The following is a 14,685-nucleotide window of genomic DNA, read 5'->3' on the forward strand; positions in this document are numbered from 1 at the left end:
GGCTTGCTAGCACCCTCGCCTGTCTGAATCGGAAAAGCCCGCACGCGGCCCCAGACCCGTAGCACCTCCCGGCGCCGCCGCGCCAGCACGCGAGGCCGCCAGCTCGGCGAACAGGAAGGATTTCCAGCTCCGGCGGGCGGGGTTGCGTCGCGACAGCGACGGGAAATAGCGCCCCAGGAGCCGCGACACCGCCTCTCGCCCGCTCAGCCCCAGGTCCACCGACAACGGCCGCTCGCCAAAGCAGGCCGCCGCCACGGCGTGCGCCAGCCACTCGGCCTCCGCCTCCGGCACATCGGGCGCGCGGTGCGCCCCCAGCAGGGCGACCAGCTCGGCAAAGCCGGCGGGCGTCGCGGCGCGGATGCTGGCGTAATCCGGTTCCGGCATCGGCTCCAGACGGTCTAGCTCGGGGAAGCGCTGCGCCAGCATCGCCAGCAGCGCCGGCTGCGGCAGACCGAGGGTCCAGGCGAACAGCGGCAAGTCGCCGTCCTGGGCATGGCGCAGCACGCCGGCGATCGCCCGGTCCAACAACGCCGACTCGTCACGGGGCAGCGGCGCCGTGGCCGTGGAGAGAGAAAGAGCACTCATGTCGCGAGCCTTTCTGTTGTCGAGGTGGGTGGGTAGGTCATGGGACAGCGCAGCCGGCCCGTCCGCCGGCGCCGGGCAGAGGGAACGCGGGTCAACACGCTCAGGCCGGCAGCACGCCGGGCGGCTGGCTCGCCTCGGGGGGCGCAATCGTGCCGTCGTGCAGCGCCAGCACCTGCTCGCCGAACACCGCCACGTCCTCCGGATCGTGCGTGATCAGCACCATCGGCACCTGCAGGCGGCGCTGCAGTTCGTCCAGCTCCTCCCGCATCCGCTGGCGCAACAGGGGGTCGAGCGCGGCAAACGGCTCGTCTAGCAGCAGCGCCCGGGGTTCGGCCACCAGCGCCCGCGCCAGCGCGGTGCGCTGGCGCTGCCCGCCGGACAGTTCGCCGGGCATCTGGTGGGCGAGGTGACTCAGATGCAACGCCTCCAGCCAGTAATCGACCGCCTCGCTCTTCTCGGCAGCGCGCGGGTTGAACCAGCCGCGCTTCAGGCCGAAGCCGATGTTCTGGCGCACGCTCAGGTGCGGGAACAGCGCGTAGTCCTGGAACAGGTAGCCCACCTTGCGCGCCTGCGGCGCAAGGTCGATGCCGGCGGCGGCATCGAACAGGGTCTCGCCGTCGAGGCGGATATGGCCGTGGTCGGGCCGCATCAGCCCGGCGATCGCCTTCAGCGTCAGGCTCTTGCCCGAACCGGACGGCCCGAAGATGACGATGCGCTGGCTCACCGACTGAAAGCGGACCTGCAACTGGAAGGTGCGCTTGCCGGAATGCAGGGTCTTGCGGATATCGATATCGAGCTGCATGCACCGCTCTCCTACTGGTTGGCGATGCGGCCGGGGGCCAGACGGCCCGCCGCCAGCAGCACCACCATGCACACCACCGAGGTGATCAGCACCAGGGTATTGGCCACGTCGTCCTGCCCGGCCTGCACCGCCTCGTACACGGCGATCGACAAGGTTTGCGTCTTGCCCGGGATGCTGCCCGCCACCATCAACGTCGCGCCGAACTCGCCCAGCGCCCGGGCGAAGGCCAGCAGCAGCCCGGCGAGGATGCCGCGCCAGGCCAGCGGCAAGGTGACGCGGAAGAAGATCGCGGCCTCCGAGACGCCCAGCACCCGCGCCGCCTGCTCGAGCTGGCCGTCGACCGCCTCGAACGCCGCCCGGGCCGGCTTGAACACCAGCGGAAACGCCACGAGGGAGGCGGCGATTACCGCGCCCTGCCAGGTAAAGATCAGATTGATGCCGAAGCTGTCGTGCAGCCAGGCGCCCAGCCAGCCGCGCCGTCCCACCAGCACTAGCAGGTAGAAGCCCAGCACCGTGGGCGGCATCACCATCGGCAGGGTCAGCACGGTGTCGAGCAGGTCACGCCCGACGAAACGCCCCCGCGCCAGCAGGAAGCCCACGCCCACGCCGAGCAGCAGGTCGAGCAGCGTGGCGCAGCCGGCCACCTTCAACGACAGCGCCAGCGCCGTCCATGCCGATTCCATGTGTCCTCGCTCAGGGCTTCAAGAAACCATACTTGCCCAGGACCGCCTGGCCGGCCGGGGACAGCACGTAGGTGACGAAACGCCGGGCTTCGTCGCTATTGGCGCTGCCGGCGGTTTTGGCGATCGGGTAACGGATGGCGAGGTCGAGCGGCACCGAGAACGCCACTTTCACCTTGTCCTTCATGATGGCGGCGTCGGTGCCGTAGACGAAACCGGCATCGACCTCGCCGCGCGCCACGTAGTCCAGCGACTGGCGCACGTTTTGGGTCGTGACCGCCTTGGTTTCCAGCACCGGCCACAGCCCGGCGGACTCCAGCGCGTGCCGGGTGTAGCGGCCGACCGGGACGCTGGCCGGGTTGCCGATGGCGATCTTCAGCACGCTGCCCTGGTTCAGGTCCTCCAGCCGCTTGAGCGCCAGCTTGCTGTCGCCGGGCACGATCAGCACCAGGCTATTGCGCACGAAATCATGCCGCTCGCTCGCCGCCACCAGCTTCTGCTGCACGGCCTGGTCCATGGTTTCCTGATCGGCCGAAGCGAACACGTCGACGGGGGCGCCCTTGGCCATCTGCTGCAGCAGCGCGCCCGAGGCGCCGAAGTTCAGCAACACCTTGGAACCCGGATACTTGGTCTCGTAACCCTGAGCGATGTCCTTGAAGGCGTTGGTGAGGCTGGCGGCGGCGGACACCGTGAGCTCGCCGGCGTGCACCAGGCCGGTGACGGCAACGATGGCGGCGGCGGCCAGAAGGCGTTTCGTCAACGAGAGAGGCATCTCGGTCTCCGAGTTGAAATGTCGATCGAGCGTAATATACAGCAATATATCACGCTGTCGAAAACCCTCGCGACAGAAGCTGATTTACATCAAAGAAGACGTTGACTGACGCGCCCCCGGCCACGTCGGAGGCGCGCGATGCCGGGGCGAAACGGCCGGATCAGCGGGGGAAAGGAGGGCGCTGCCGACCCTTACGGGAGGCCGGCCGGGACGCCCTCAGTCGTCTCGCGTCAACACTTCCAGCAGCTCGATTTCGAAGATGAGGTTGGAGTTGGGCTTGATGTGGGCGCCGATCTGCCGTTCGCCGTAGGCGAGATGGGCCGGCACGAAGAGCTTGCGCTTGCCGCCGACCTTCATGCCCATCAGGCCCTGATCCCAGCCCTTGATCACCCGCCCGGTGCCGATGACGCACTGGAAGGGGCGGCCGCGATCGTACGAGGAGTCGAACTTGGTGCCGTCCTCGAGAAAACCGTTGTACTGGGTGGTGATCAAGGCACCCTTGACCACTTCCTTGCCGTCGCCCGGTTGAATGTCCACAACCTGTAATTCGTTACTCATCAAGCACTCTCGTTGATTCGGTCATCGGTCAATGCTGAACGCAGCACGTTGGCCGAAATTGTAGCGCATCTTGCGCCGCCGTCGCCGCAGCGGGCAGCGCCAAGGGTGCGCTCAGGCCCGGGGGCATTGAAACGCGCTTCGGCCTCGCGGAACAGCGTTTTGACCCGCTCCACGTCCCAGGGGCGCTCGATCAGCGTTTCGTGGTCCCATTCGCTTCTCGGCCGGGCGGGATGGAAGAAGTCGCCGCCGTACACGTGAATGGCGCAGGTCATCTTGCCGATGGGATTCAGCACCGAATGAATGATGTCGCGACCGAGTGTCGCCACCTCGCCGGCGCCGAGCGACTGGGCCCCGGCCGCCTCGATGCTGCCTGCCGTGCGGCGCCAGAACACGTTGTCTTCACGGCCGGAATAGATGCCGATCACGGCAAACATCTGGTGGTTATGCGGCATCAGGCTCATGCACGGCGCCCAGACGAAGTTGAGGATGGTGAGTTCCGGGCCGGCATAGAGCGGGGTAATGCCGGCATGCTGCGGCTCGCCCAACCCGGCCATAACGCCTTGCCTATCCGCCACCGCCTCCTGCACCAGCTCGCGAATGGCCCCCTGCCCGTCGGCCACCGCCTTCAGGCAGTTCTGGATGAAACGGTCCTTGTCGAACATGATTTTTACCCTCCCCGGTTTCGCTCGATGGCCGGCCCTTTCAGCGTGGCACATGCCTCCCTGGTGAGAAAGGTTTTCGCGACGGTCACGCCCGGGCCGGGCGCGCCCTCCCGGCGCGGCGGCCGGATCTCGAGTCGGTTGATGGCAGTCAATGAAAACAGCGCGCCGCTTCGCCACTATCACCTCACCAACATCAGCGGAGTAACCGAACATGCAGAACAGACTTCAAGGCAAGGTGGCCGTCGTCACCGGGGCCAGCAGCGGGATCGGACGCGCGATCGTGACGCGGTACGTGGAGGAAGGCGCCAACGTGGTCGCCTTCGCCCGCAACGCCGAGGCGCTCGCGGAACTGGCGGCGGCGCATCCCGGACAGGTGATCGCCGTCACCGGCGACGTGACGAGCCAGGAGGATTTGCAGCGGCTGGTCGAGGAAACCACCGGGCACGTCGGCAAGATCGACATCCTGGTCCCCAACGCCGGCATCGCGCGCGTGGTGCCGTTTGCGGACAGCAGCGCCGAGGCGTTCAACACGCAATTCTCGGTCAACCTGTTCGGGGCCGCCGAAACCGCCCGGCTCTTTCTGCCGCACATCCGCCCGGGCGGAACGATCCAGTTCATCACCACCTTCCTCACCCAGGTCGGCTTTCCCGGGCTCGCCATCTACAGCGCCAGCAAGGCGGCGCTGAAGTCGCTGTCGCAGACGCTGGCGGCGGAACTGGCGCCCAGAGGCATCCGCGTGAACTGCATCGCCCCCGGCCCCATCGGCACCCCGCTGTGGGGCACGGTGGGTCTCCCGCCCGAGGTGCTCGGCCAGGTGGCGGAACAGGTCACCGCCGGGCTGATCCCCGGGGCGTTCGGCCAACCCGACGACATCGCCGAGACCTCGGTGTTCCTGGCGTCGGATGCGGCCAAAAACATCTACGGGCAGGAAATCGTGGTCGATGGCGGTTACACCATTGGCTAAGCGCAAGCGGCCTCCTATCCTGCTAGGAACGGAGGCCGGCTCGCGATGCCGCACGGCATCGCCATCGACCTCCCCGTTGTCACTGTCACACCGAGTATCGCCACCATGAGCTATCCCGCCTTTTTCGACGCCGTTCCCCCGATTCTGGTTCACGACAAGCTGGCCGGCCTGCTCGGCGCCAGCAGCGACGGCATGCTGACCTATCACTACGTCGATGCCGTGCGCCTGGCCGGCCACTCCTGCCCCACCGTGGCGAGCGCCTACCTGATGGCGAGGCGCGCCTTGCAGGTGCTGTTCCCCGACGACGTGCCGGAGCGCGGCGAGATCGACGTCAGCTTCGCCAAGTCGCAGGACGAGGGCGTGACTGGCGTCATCGCCAGCGTGATCGGCCTGATCACCGGTGCCGCCGGTCCGGGAGGGTTCAAGGGCATCGGGGGACGCTTCAAGCGGCACGACCTGCTGCATTTCGATGCCGCGATCGAGGGCGAGGTCCGCTTCCAGCGCCAGGACAACGGCGCCGCCGTGCAGCTTGGCGTCAACCTCGGCCGGGTGCCTCCCAGCCCACTCAGTGGCCCCCTGCTGCAGCGGATCATGGCCGGCACCGCCACGTTGGCCGAAGCCCATGAATTCGCCGAACTCTGGCAAGCCCGGGTGAAGAAGATCCTGATCGAGCATGCGGACGACCCGGAGCTGATCGTCGTCAGGCTCTGAGCCTCCTCCATCTGGCATCACTGGCGCAGCAATGCCCCGGGAGGTGGTGCCTCACCCGCTAGCCGGAGGCCGCCGCGCGTCGCCATGGGGCACAGCGGCCCCCTCCTCCTCTATGCCGGATCAGCACGCGCAGGCCGCAGCGCCGCCACGCATCCCGTTTTCCCGTTATGATGCTTGTGGCCGGGATGAGAGCGGGCCTCCGGCCGACGACCGGCGCCGATATTTGCTACCGCTATCGCTCCTCCCTTCACTTGCCTACCCGGCAGGGCGACCGCCTCGGCCGGCCTGCCCGCAACCAAGTCAACACCATGATTATCGATTTCACCGAGACCGATCCGCTGCTGGCGTACCAATGGCTCACCGCCACCGTGACCCCACGCCCCATCACCTGGGTATCCACCCGCTCGGCCCAGGGCATCAGCAACCTGGCGCCGTTCAGCTTCTTCCAGGTGGTGACCGGGACGCCGCCGACGGTGATGCTGTCCCCCCTGGTGCAAGGCGACGGCAGTCCCAAGGACACCGTCCGCAACATCCAGGAAACCGGGGAGTTCGTCGTCAACCTGGTGCCGTTCGCCATGGCAGACCAGATGAACGCCACCGCCTTCGGCTACAAGCACGGCATCAGCGAGTTCGAGCGCTGTCACATCCCGAGCCAAGCGGCCGAACACGTCCAGCCCTTGCGCGTCGACGGCGCCAGCGTCAGTTTCGAATGCAGGATGGCCGCGCTGTACCCCTACCCAGAACACAAGCCGTCGTGCCACATCATTCTGGGCGAAGTGCTGCTAGCGCATATCGACGAGTCGATACTGGACGAGCGCGGCCGCGTCGACCCGGCCCGCCTCGACATCATCGCCCGCATGGGCGGCAAGTGGTACAGCCGGACCCGCTCGGAAGCCAACTTCGAACTGTCGCGGCCGAGCGGCTGGGACGACCGCTCGGCCGGCCGGGCCACCCAGTAAGGCCAAATCGCGGCAGGCCGGGCCGGCGTTGACGCCGTGTCGTATCGACAGCGTACCGACAACGTCGGCCACCGGTTCTGCGGGGCCTTCCGAATACATTCATGAAGAAGCAATCGGAGCCTGCGCTAAAGCCGGCATTGTGCCCTTGGTTTCGAAACCGGCGACCTCCGCCCCCCTCCCCCCAAATGGTGCTGCCCGTAGCGCGTCCTATACTGCATCAGGATCAGTGTACACATCGATATCCACAAGGAGTTTCACCATGGGCAAGATCAGACAAGGCAACAAGGAAGCAAAGAAATCACCCATCATGACGCCCAAGGAGAAGAAAGCCGCGAAACAGGGCAAGAAACACACCTCGGACAAGATGCCTTGATGGTTTCCTGATCGGTTTGCCGCGATGGATGGCTTGATCCATGGACAGGACGAGCAGGCGGTTTTTCTAGTATGGGATGTTTCAGTCTTGCCGAATAAGGATTCAATTCTTGGTCTCGGCAGGCGGCTTGCCTTGTGCCCCCATCCGCCATCGCAGGGTTCTGGACGGATGTCGGCCCTCCCCTGCCACTGATGAGTCACGTGACCGCCTCAGCTGAGGGAAGTCGTTTGTTTGGTGGCCAGCCAAGACAGCCACGCGTTCATGGTGGAATAGAGCATGACGACCACCGGGGGTAAGATGCGTCACGCATTAAGCAATCACCGAACAAACCTCATCACGATTGCCACGTTGGCAATGTTCAGCCGCGGACTTGACCCAGAGTATTCTCGCGGCGTACAGCAGGAACTCGCCAGGCTGAAAGGGCCCGCCCGGGAGTCGGATAGCCATATTCGGGACCTGACGGCGCTGCTCTGGTGTTCGATTGACAACGACGACTCCCGTGACCTTGACCAACTGACGGCAATCCAGCCCCTGGCACGAGGTTCGGTGCGGGTATTCGTAGCGGTTGCCGACGTTGATGCACTCATCACAAAGGGATCACAAATTGACGAGCATGCCCGCGTCAACACCACTTCCGTTTACACCTCGGCACGCGTTTTTCATATGCTGCCCGAACGTTTGTGCACCGATCTAACTTCCCTCAACCCCGACGAAGACCGCTTGGCCCTAGTGACCGAGATGGAGTTCACCTGCGACGGTGTCCTGGTCCACCCGACCATTTACCGCGCCCTGGTTCGCAACAAGGCCCAGCTCGCTTATGACGATGTCTCCGCCTGGATCGAAGGGACTGGCGAGTTGCCCGCCGCGGCGCAACGCATCACGGGGATGAACACCCAGTTGCGCATGCAGGATGAGCTTGCCCAAAAATTAAGGGTGCTGCGACGTGCACAGGGCTCCCTGGAATTTGAAACCTTCCAACCCAGGGCAGTATTCCATGGCGAACAAATCACCGACATAAAACAGCAGGAGCAAAACCGGGCACGTCAGCTGATCGAAGAACTGATGATCGCCACCAACGGCTGCACAGCACGCTTCTTGGCTCAGCAAGGGAGTGCCTCTCTGCGGCGGGTGGTGCGCTCGCCCGAACGCTGGCAGCGCATCGTCAGCGTGGCCAACGGTTATAACGCGCAGCTTCCCAGCCAGCCTGATGGCCAGGCGCTCGAAGCCTTTCTCGCTCTTCAACACAAGACCGACCCGCTGCGCTTTCCCGATCTTTCGCTCGTGATCGTAAAACTGATGGGCTCGGGAGAATACGTGGTAGAGCGGCCCCATGGGCCACCTATCGGTCACTTTGGCCTGGCCGTGCAGGACTACATGCACTCTACGGCACCCAATCGGCGCTTCCCGGACTTGATCACATTACGTCTGCTTAAGGCGGCACTGGCCGGTAGCGTGTCGCCATACTCCAATGATGAACTGGACGAACTGGCCTTGCACTGCACCATGCAAGAAGACGCCGCACGAAAGGTGGAGCGACAGCTCCGCAAATCTGAAGCGGCTCTGCTGCTGCATTCGCGAATCGGACAACGCTTTGATGCCCTGATAACCGGCAGCGGGGACGAAGGCAGTTGGGTGCGTATTTTTGAACCGCCGGCGGAGGGGCGGCTGACTGGCGACTTGCCCGAGTTGAAAGTTGGGCAACTAGTACGGGTGCGATTGGTGTCCACATCCGTGGAGCGAGGCTTCATTGACTTCGTTCTCGTACACTAACCCCCGCGTTTTGCGGGAATGAGCAGACGATACCAAGGCGGCTCTATGAAATCTAAGGCGTGGTGGCTTGAGTCGCTGACGGGTGAACCTGACCATCTTTCCAAGCTCAATGCCGGGTTGTCCAGTGCAGAGGCAAGAAAGAGGCTTGCCCAATTCGGCCCCAACCTGTTCCGGGAACGAGACGAAAAATCGTTGCTACGGCAGTACCTCAGCCGCTTCAAGAACCCTCTGGTCCTCATCCTCCTCGTAGCCAGTGCTGTTTCGGCTTTTACCGGAGAGGTCACAAACTTCCTCATCATCAGCTTCATTGTGCTGCTGAGCGTCACGCTGGACTTTGTGCAGGAACACCGTGCCAACCAGGCTGCCGATAAGCTACGGCAATCTGTTTCCATTCGCGCCATCGTGGTACGTGATAGTCAGAGCAAGGAGATTTCGGTAGCTCAAGTCGTTCCCGGCGATCTCGCGTTGCTGTCGGCCGGCGACTTGATCCCTGCCGACGGACGCGTTCTTGAAGCACGCGACTTCTTCGTCAAGCAGGCGCTGCTGACGGGGGAGACCTACCCAGTAGAGAAGCACCCTGGCGAGCTCCCTGCTACGGCCACTGAAATTCAGGAAGCGACCAATGCGGTATTCATGGGCACTTCGGTCATCAGCGGCAGCGCCCGTATCCTCGTAGTCAAGACCGGCACAGCGACCGCCATTGGTGAAATCGCGGACAGCATCTCCCGACAAGCGCCCGCGACATCGTTCGAGCTGGGCGCGCGCCGCTTCGGCATGCTGATCATGCGCTTGACGGTGTTGATGGTGCTGTTCGTATTGCTCGTGAATCTCTGGTTTCACAAGCCGTGGCTGGATTCATTCTTGTTCGCCGTAGCGCTCGCCGTGGGCCTGACGCCGGAACTCTTACCGATGATCATTTCGGTCACCTTGGCGCGTGGCGCATTGCGGATGGCCAAGAAGCACATGATCGTCAAACGACCCGCGGCCATTCAGGACCTGGGCTCGATGGACATGCTGTGTACGGACAAAACGGGCACGCTGACCGAAGCCAAAATCACGATGGAACGGCATGTCGATGCAGAAGGCCAATCGAGCGAGCGGGTGTTGGAACTCGCCTATTTGAACAGTTTCTTCGAAAGCGGCCTGAAGAACCCTCTCGATGAAGCTATCCTCAACCACCAACATGTCGACGTGACGTCCTGGAAAAAAGTGGATGAAGTCCCATTCGACTTCGAGCGTCGTTGTGTTTCGGTGCTGCTGGATAACGGCCAAGACCGGTGGCTGGTAGTGAAGGGAGCGGCCGATGAAATAGTCGGCCTGTGCACCCATTATGAAACGCAAGGTAGCCCACTCCAGCGCCCGCTGGATGAGTCCGCCCGATCGGTGATTCAGACCCAGTACCACGCCCTCGAGGCGGAAGGCTTCCGCGTGCTGGGTATCGCCTGGCGCCAGGTGGCACAGGATCATCCCCACGCGGTGCTGAGTGACGAAACGGAACTCGTACTGGCCGGGTTTGCCGCCTTCCTCGACCCGCCCAAAAAGAGCGCCGCCTCGGCACTCAAGGCACTGGAAAACGCAGGGGTGACCATCAAGATCGTTACGGGCGACAGTGATCTCGTCACCCGGCATGTCTGCACCCAACTCAACATACCTGTCACGGGACTTCTGACTGGCAAGGAAATCGAGCAGATCGACGACCACACCCTGCGTGCCAGGGTCGAAACGGCTAACCTCTTCTGTCGAGTCAATCCAGCCCAGAAGGATCGCGTGATCCAGGCACTCAAGGCGCGCGGTCATGTGGTCGGATACCTGGGGGATGGCATCAACGATGCACCATCGCTGCATTCGGCAGATGTCGGTATCTCGGTCGATTCGGCGGTGGATGTCGCCAAGGAAGCGGCCGACATGATCCTGCTGAAACACGATCTGCATGTGCTGCATGAGGCGGTACTGGAAGGGCGTCGTACTTTTGGCAACATCATGAAGTACATCATGATGGGAACCAGTTCCAACTTCGGCAACATGTTCAGCATGGCCGGCGCTTCGCTGTTTCTGCCTTTCCTGCCGATGTTGCCGACACAGATTCTGCTCAACAACATCCTTTACGACGTCTCGGAAGTGCCGATCCCGCTCGACGAGGTTGATGCCGAGGAAATTGCCAGCCCGCGAGTGTTGGACCTGAGTTTCATCCGCAACTTCATGCTGGTGATCGGGCCGATTAGTTCAGTGTTCGATTTCATGACGTTCTACGTGATGCTGGCTGTCTTGCACGCGGACGAAAAGCTGTTTCAAACGGGCTGGTTCGTCGAATCGCTGTGTACCCAGGTGCTGGTGATTTTCATCATCCGAACCCGCGGGAACCCCCTGAAAAGTCGTGCCAACCCGATTCTGACGGCGACATCGCTACTGGTGGTGGCCGTCGCGATGCTATTACCGTTCACACCATTAGGGGTCCATTTCCGATTTGAACCGCCGCCCGCCCGCTTTTTTTCATCCTGAGTGGCATGGTGCTTGTCTATCTGTTTGTTGTCGAACTGGCTAAACAAGGCTTTTACCGATGGTCGATGGCGAATCACCATCGTCGCCACCGCTTTCGAGCCAGGGCGGCTTGATGTAGTCAAGCAAGCGCCAGCCCTGCCGTGCTCGGGGTGATTGCGAAGCCGCCCGCCATGCATAGCAACCACCGGGGTACCCGACATCACGCGACACAGGCGTCCAACGATTTCACCACGCTGTTGCATCCTCGGTTGAATCCGCCCCCACCGAGGGCCGGCCTGTCCACAGTATGTGCAGACCGGCCGCGGCGGTCGAGGATAGAGTCCACGGAAGTGGTGTAAATGCAGGCCGCAGCACACCATGGCGGAGCCTGCAGAGGGCCTGCCAGACAACACCCCGCTACTGGGCGTGTAAACCTGGAAAACCGGACCAGAGTTCGGCCCTGAAATTTACACCACCTTGACGGACGCTATCGACATTATTGAATTCATGAACAGAGCCCGCCTATAAGAATACGGGCATTTGTTATGAAGACAATGACGTGCAGGGCTAGCCGTATGCAGGATCCCGCTCAAGTCTTAGAAGCCACTTACCTACCGCCCTACCGCCCACCGCCCCGCACCTCATCCAGCAAGACTTGCAGCGGATGGCGAAGCTGACGGCCGGCAAAGCGCTTGGTCTGACTCCGGCATGAGTAGCCGGTCGCCAGCGCCTCGCCCTCACTCGCCGGAGCGTCAACATGAGCGGCCCACGATTGCTGGAAGATGATCTCGGAAGTCGACACATTGCGTGCTTCGTGGCCATAGGTGCCCGACATGCCGCAGCACCCTGTCGGCTGTACCAGCAGTTGCAAGCCGCGGCGCTTGAATAGCTGCTCCCACTGCCGGTTGCTGTCCGGTGCATTGGTCTTTTCCGTGCAATGGGGCAACAAGCGGTAGCGGGTGCCGACCTGCGTGACGGCCTCCGGCAATGCCTGCTGCAACCACTCCTGCGGTAGCAAAACCTGCGGCGGCGTCCCCATTTCCGGCACTTTGGCGTACTCCTGCCGGTAGGTCAGCGTCATCGCGGGGTCCAGGCCGACCAGAGGGATGTCGAACTGGCCGACTTCCTGCAACTGGCGCGCATTGCGTATCGCTGCTTTTGCAAAGGCGTGAAGAAAGCCCTGCACATGCAGCGGCTTGCCGTTCGGGCTTAGCGGGGCAAGCCACACCTGATAGCCCAGACGCGCGGCCAGCTCGATGAAGGCACTGAACAGCTCCGTCTCGAAGTAACGCGTAAAGGCATCCTGCACCAGGATGACGCTACGGGCACGCTGCTCACTCGACAGCCTGGACATGGCCTGGGGCGTGGCCGGCTGGACATCCCAGCGGCGCAGTGTATCCGCCAGCTTGAAGCGGCTGAACAGCGGGCTGTCGACAATGCCGACATGCCGGGTGAGGAGTTTGCGCACCCAAGTTTGGCTCATCAGGCCATTGTAGAGAGCCGGCACCTTGGCGAGATACGGCATGCTGTATTCCAGCGAGCCGATCATGTAATCGCGCAAAGGGCGCAGGTATTGGCGGTGGTACAGCTCCAGAAAGCGCGAGCGGAACTCGGGTACGCTGACCTTGACGGGGCATTGGCCGGTACAGGATTTACATGCCGGGCAACCCGCCATGGCGTCGTATACCTCATGCGAGAAATCCGGGCTGCCTTGCCGCGCGGCCCGGCTATTGCGCCAGCGCCGCAAGAAGCTTCCGACAAAGGACTGGCGCTGGCTCGCGACCTCTAGCACACCCACCCCGGCTTGTCCTTGCAGACGCAACCATTCACGCATCAGCGACGCCCGCCCTTTCGGGGAATGGACACGGTCGCGTGTCGCCTTCCATGAGGGGCACATCGCATCATCGGGGTCGAAGTTGTAGCAAGCGCCGTTGCCGTTGCAATGCATGGCGGTTCCATAGCTCTGCCAGACGCGCTCATCGATTTGCCGATCGAGTTCCCCACGCGTGGTCACCTCGTCGATCGTCAAAAGCTGGATCGTGCTGGCTGGCGGCGTGGCGATCTTGCCCGGATTGAACTGGTTATAGGGGTCGAACGCCGCCTTCAGTTGCTGCAAAGACGGGTAAAGCTCGCCGAAAAATGCCGGAGCGTACTCGGAGCGCACACCCTTTCCATGTTCACCCCACAACAACCCGCCATAGCGTTGCGTCAACGCGGCGACGCCATCGGAAATCGGCCTGACCAGTGCGGCTTGCTGCGGATCTTTCATATCCAGCGCGGGCCGCACGTGCAGCACGCCGGCATCGACGTGACCGAACATGCCGTACTGCAGCTTGTACTGATCCAGAAGCGCCCTGAATTCAGCGATGAAATCCGCCAGATTCTCCGGCGGCACCGCCGTGTCTTCCACGAAAGGTTGTGGACGCGCTTCGCCCTGGATGTTGCCCAACAGGCCGACTGCCCGCTTACGCATGGCGTACACCCGCTTTACTTCGGCATGCCCCACGGCAACGGTATGGCCCAGGCGTTCTACTGTCGTGTCCGTACGCAGGTGAGCGATGAAATCGGCCACTTGGGCATTCACTTGCTCGGCATCATCGCCGCTGAATTCGATGAGGTTGATCCCCAGGGTCTCGCGGTCCTTGTCCTGAGGAAAATAGTCACCCACACTATTCCAGACGATGTCCTGCATGGCCAGCAGCAATACCTTGGAATCGACGGTTTCGATCGACAGCGGTTGAAGGGCCAACAGGGCGCGCGCGTCGCGCAGCGCATCCATGAAACTGCCGTAGCGCACATTCACCAGCACCGAATAATTCGGTATCGGCAGCACATTGAGCTTGGCCTCGACGACAAAACCCAGCGATCCCTCGGCGCCGCAGAGCACGCTGTTGAGGTTGAAGCGTCCATCCGGCTCGCGTAAGTGGGCCAGGTCGTAGCCGGTCAGACAGCGGTTGAGTTTGGGAAACTTGGCTTCGATCAGTGCCGCTTTTTCTTCGCTGATCTGGCGCGCCGTACGGTACACCTTGCCCACGCGGTCCTGACGAGCACATTGCTGTTCCAGTTCTTGCTCATCAAGTGGCCTGCCATGCAGGCGCTCGCCGCCCATCAGCACAAAATCAAGCGCCAGGACATGGTCGCGGGTCTTGCCGTAGGTACAGCTCCCCTGCCCGCTCGCATCGGTATTGATCATTCCGCCGATCGTCGCCCGGTTGGACGTGGACAGCTCGGGGGCGAAGAACAGTCCATACGGCTTGAGGGCCGCATTGAGCTGATCCTTGACCACCCCTGCCTGCACCCGCACCCATCGTTCCTCGGCATTGATTTCCAGGATGCGGTTCATGTGACGGGAGAGATCGACCACCACGCCA

At 62.8% G+C, this 14,685-nt stretch carries 12 protein-coding genes; 5 read left to right on the top strand and 7 right to left on the bottom strand.

The window, feature by feature from the left end; genetic code table 11:
• Positions 1-6: 6 nt before the first annotated feature.
• The 6 genes from ABKF58_RS01120 to ABKF58_RS01145 all read right to left on the bottom strand — a co-directional run bounded on the left by ABKF58_RS01120 (position 7) and on the right by ABKF58_RS01145 (position 4,059).
• Complete coding sequence (locus tag ABKF58_RS01120; protein ID WP_482583094.1) at positions 7-585, bottom strand: nitrogen fixation protein NifQ; 579 nt, start codon at positions 583-585, stop codon at positions 7-9.
• 100 nt (positions 586-685) lie between these two features.
• Entirely contained in the window at positions 686-1,387 is a 702-nt protein-coding gene (locus ABKF58_RS01125) for an ABC transporter ATP-binding protein (RefSeq protein ID WP_482583095.1), read from the bottom strand.
• 11 nt (positions 1,388-1,398) lie between these two features.
• Positions 1,399-2,070: a molybdate ABC transporter permease subunit gene (modB, locus tag ABKF58_RS01130; protein ID WP_482583096.1), complete on the bottom strand. Its 672-nt coding sequence runs from the start codon at positions 2,068-2,070 to the stop codon at positions 1,399-1,401.
• A 10-nt stretch (positions 2,071-2,080) separates the two neighbouring features.
• Positions 2,081-2,839 carry a molybdate ABC transporter substrate-binding protein gene (gene modA, locus ABKF58_RS01135; RefSeq protein WP_482583097.1) on the bottom strand — a complete coding sequence of 253 codons (759 nt, stop codon included), beginning with the start codon at positions 2,837-2,839 and terminating at the stop codon, positions 2,081-2,083.
• 216 nt (positions 2,840-3,055) lie between these two features.
• Positions 3,056-3,397, bottom strand: coding sequence for an FKBP-type peptidyl-prolyl cis-trans isomerase (locus tag ABKF58_RS01140; RefSeq protein WP_008953194.1), 342 nt, complete (start codon positions 3,395-3,397; stop codon positions 3,056-3,058).
• A complete protein-coding gene (locus tag ABKF58_RS01145; RefSeq protein ID WP_482583098.1) occupies positions 3,397-4,059 on the bottom strand; it encodes a hypothetical protein in 663 nt (220 codons plus the stop codon). The genes ABKF58_RS01140 and ABKF58_RS01145 overlap by 1 nt, the downstream gene beginning before the upstream one ends.
• Before the next feature lie 211 nt (positions 4,060-4,270).
• Here ABKF58_RS01145 and ABKF58_RS01150 point away from each other — a divergent pair, with 211 nt between their 5' ends.
• The 5 genes from ABKF58_RS01150 to mgtA all read left to right on the top strand — a co-directional run bounded on the left by ABKF58_RS01150 (position 4,271) and on the right by mgtA (position 11,335).
• Positions 4,271-5,023: an SDR family NAD(P)-dependent oxidoreductase gene (locus tag ABKF58_RS01150; RefSeq protein ID WP_482583099.1), complete on the top strand. Its 753-nt coding sequence runs from the start codon at positions 4,271-4,273 to the stop codon at positions 5,021-5,023.
• A 45-nt stretch (positions 5,024-5,068) separates the two neighbouring features.
• Positions 5,069-5,734 carry an FmdE family protein gene (locus tag ABKF58_RS01155; RefSeq protein ID WP_482583100.1) on the top strand — a complete coding sequence of 222 codons (666 nt, stop codon included), beginning with the start codon at positions 5,069-5,071 and terminating at the stop codon, positions 5,732-5,734.
• 308 nt (positions 5,735-6,042) lie between these two features.
• Positions 6,043-6,693, top strand: a complete 651-nt coding sequence (locus tag ABKF58_RS01160) for a flavin reductase family protein (RefSeq protein ID WP_482583101.1) — start codon at positions 6,043-6,045, stop codon at positions 6,691-6,693.
• Between the two features lie 649 nt (positions 6,694-7,342).
• A complete protein-coding gene (locus ABKF58_RS01165; protein ID WP_008953200.1) occupies positions 7,343-8,836 on the top strand; it encodes an RNB domain-containing ribonuclease in 1,494 nt (497 codons plus the stop codon).
• 45 nt (positions 8,837-8,881) lie between these two features.
• Positions 8,882-11,335: a magnesium-translocating P-type ATPase gene (mgtA, locus tag ABKF58_RS01170; protein ID WP_482583102.1), complete on the top strand. Its 2,454-nt coding sequence runs from the start codon at positions 8,882-8,884 to the stop codon at positions 11,333-11,335.
• A gap of 598 nt (positions 11,336-11,933) precedes the next feature.
• Here the strand turns inward: mgtA and ydiJ are convergent.
• Positions 11,934-14,681 (bottom strand): D-2-hydroxyglutarate dehydrogenase YdiJ, encoded by a 2,748-nt coding sequence (gene ydiJ / locus ABKF58_RS01175; protein WP_482583103.1) that lies wholly within the window; start codon positions 14,679-14,681, stop codon positions 11,934-11,936.
• Positions 14,682-14,685: the final 4 nt, after the last annotated feature.

The sequence above is a fragment of the Pseudogulbenkiania sp. AW2-16 genome (assembly GCF_056824575.1).

What these genes read in the sequence shown, in the direction of transcription:
- ABKF58_RS01120 (WP_482583094.1), bottom strand. Translation starts at nt 585, where the DNA reads ATGAGTGCTCTTTCTCTCTCCACGGCCACGGCGCCGCTGCCCCGTGAC.
- ABKF58_RS01125 (WP_482583095.1), bottom strand. Translation starts at nt 1,387, where the DNA reads ATGCAGCTCGATATCGATATCCGCAAGACCCTGCATTCCGGCAAGCGC.
- modB (WP_482583096.1), bottom strand. Translation starts at nt 2,070, where the DNA reads ATGGAATCGGCATGGACGGCGCTGGCGCTGTCGTTGAAGGTGGCCGGC.
- modA (WP_482583097.1), bottom strand. Translation starts at nt 2,839, where the DNA reads ATGCCTCTCTCGTTGACGAAACGCCTTCTGGCCGCCGCCGCCATCGTT.
- ABKF58_RS01140 (WP_008953194.1), bottom strand. Translation starts at nt 3,397, where the DNA reads ATGAGTAACGAATTACAGGTTGTGGACATTCAACCGGGCGACGGCAAG.
- ABKF58_RS01145 (WP_482583098.1), bottom strand. Translation starts at nt 4,059, where the DNA reads ATGTTCGACAAGGACCGTTTCATCCAGAACTGCCTGAAGGCGGTGGCC.
- ABKF58_RS01150 (WP_482583099.1), top strand. Translation starts at nt 4,271, where the DNA reads ATGCAGAACAGACTTCAAGGCAAGGTGGCCGTCGTCACCGGGGCCAGC.
- ABKF58_RS01155 (WP_482583100.1), top strand. Translation starts at nt 5,069, where the DNA reads ATGCCGCACGGCATCGCCATCGACCTCCCCGTTGTCACTGTCACACCG.
- ABKF58_RS01160 (WP_482583101.1), top strand. Translation starts at nt 6,043, where the DNA reads ATGATTATCGATTTCACCGAGACCGATCCGCTGCTGGCGTACCAATGG.
- ABKF58_RS01165 (WP_008953200.1), top strand. Translation starts at nt 7,343, where the DNA reads ATGACGACCACCGGGGGTAAGATGCGTCACGCATTAAGCAATCACCGA.
- mgtA (WP_482583102.1), top strand. Translation starts at nt 8,882, where the DNA reads ATGAAATCTAAGGCGTGGTGGCTTGAGTCGCTGACGGGTGAACCTGAC.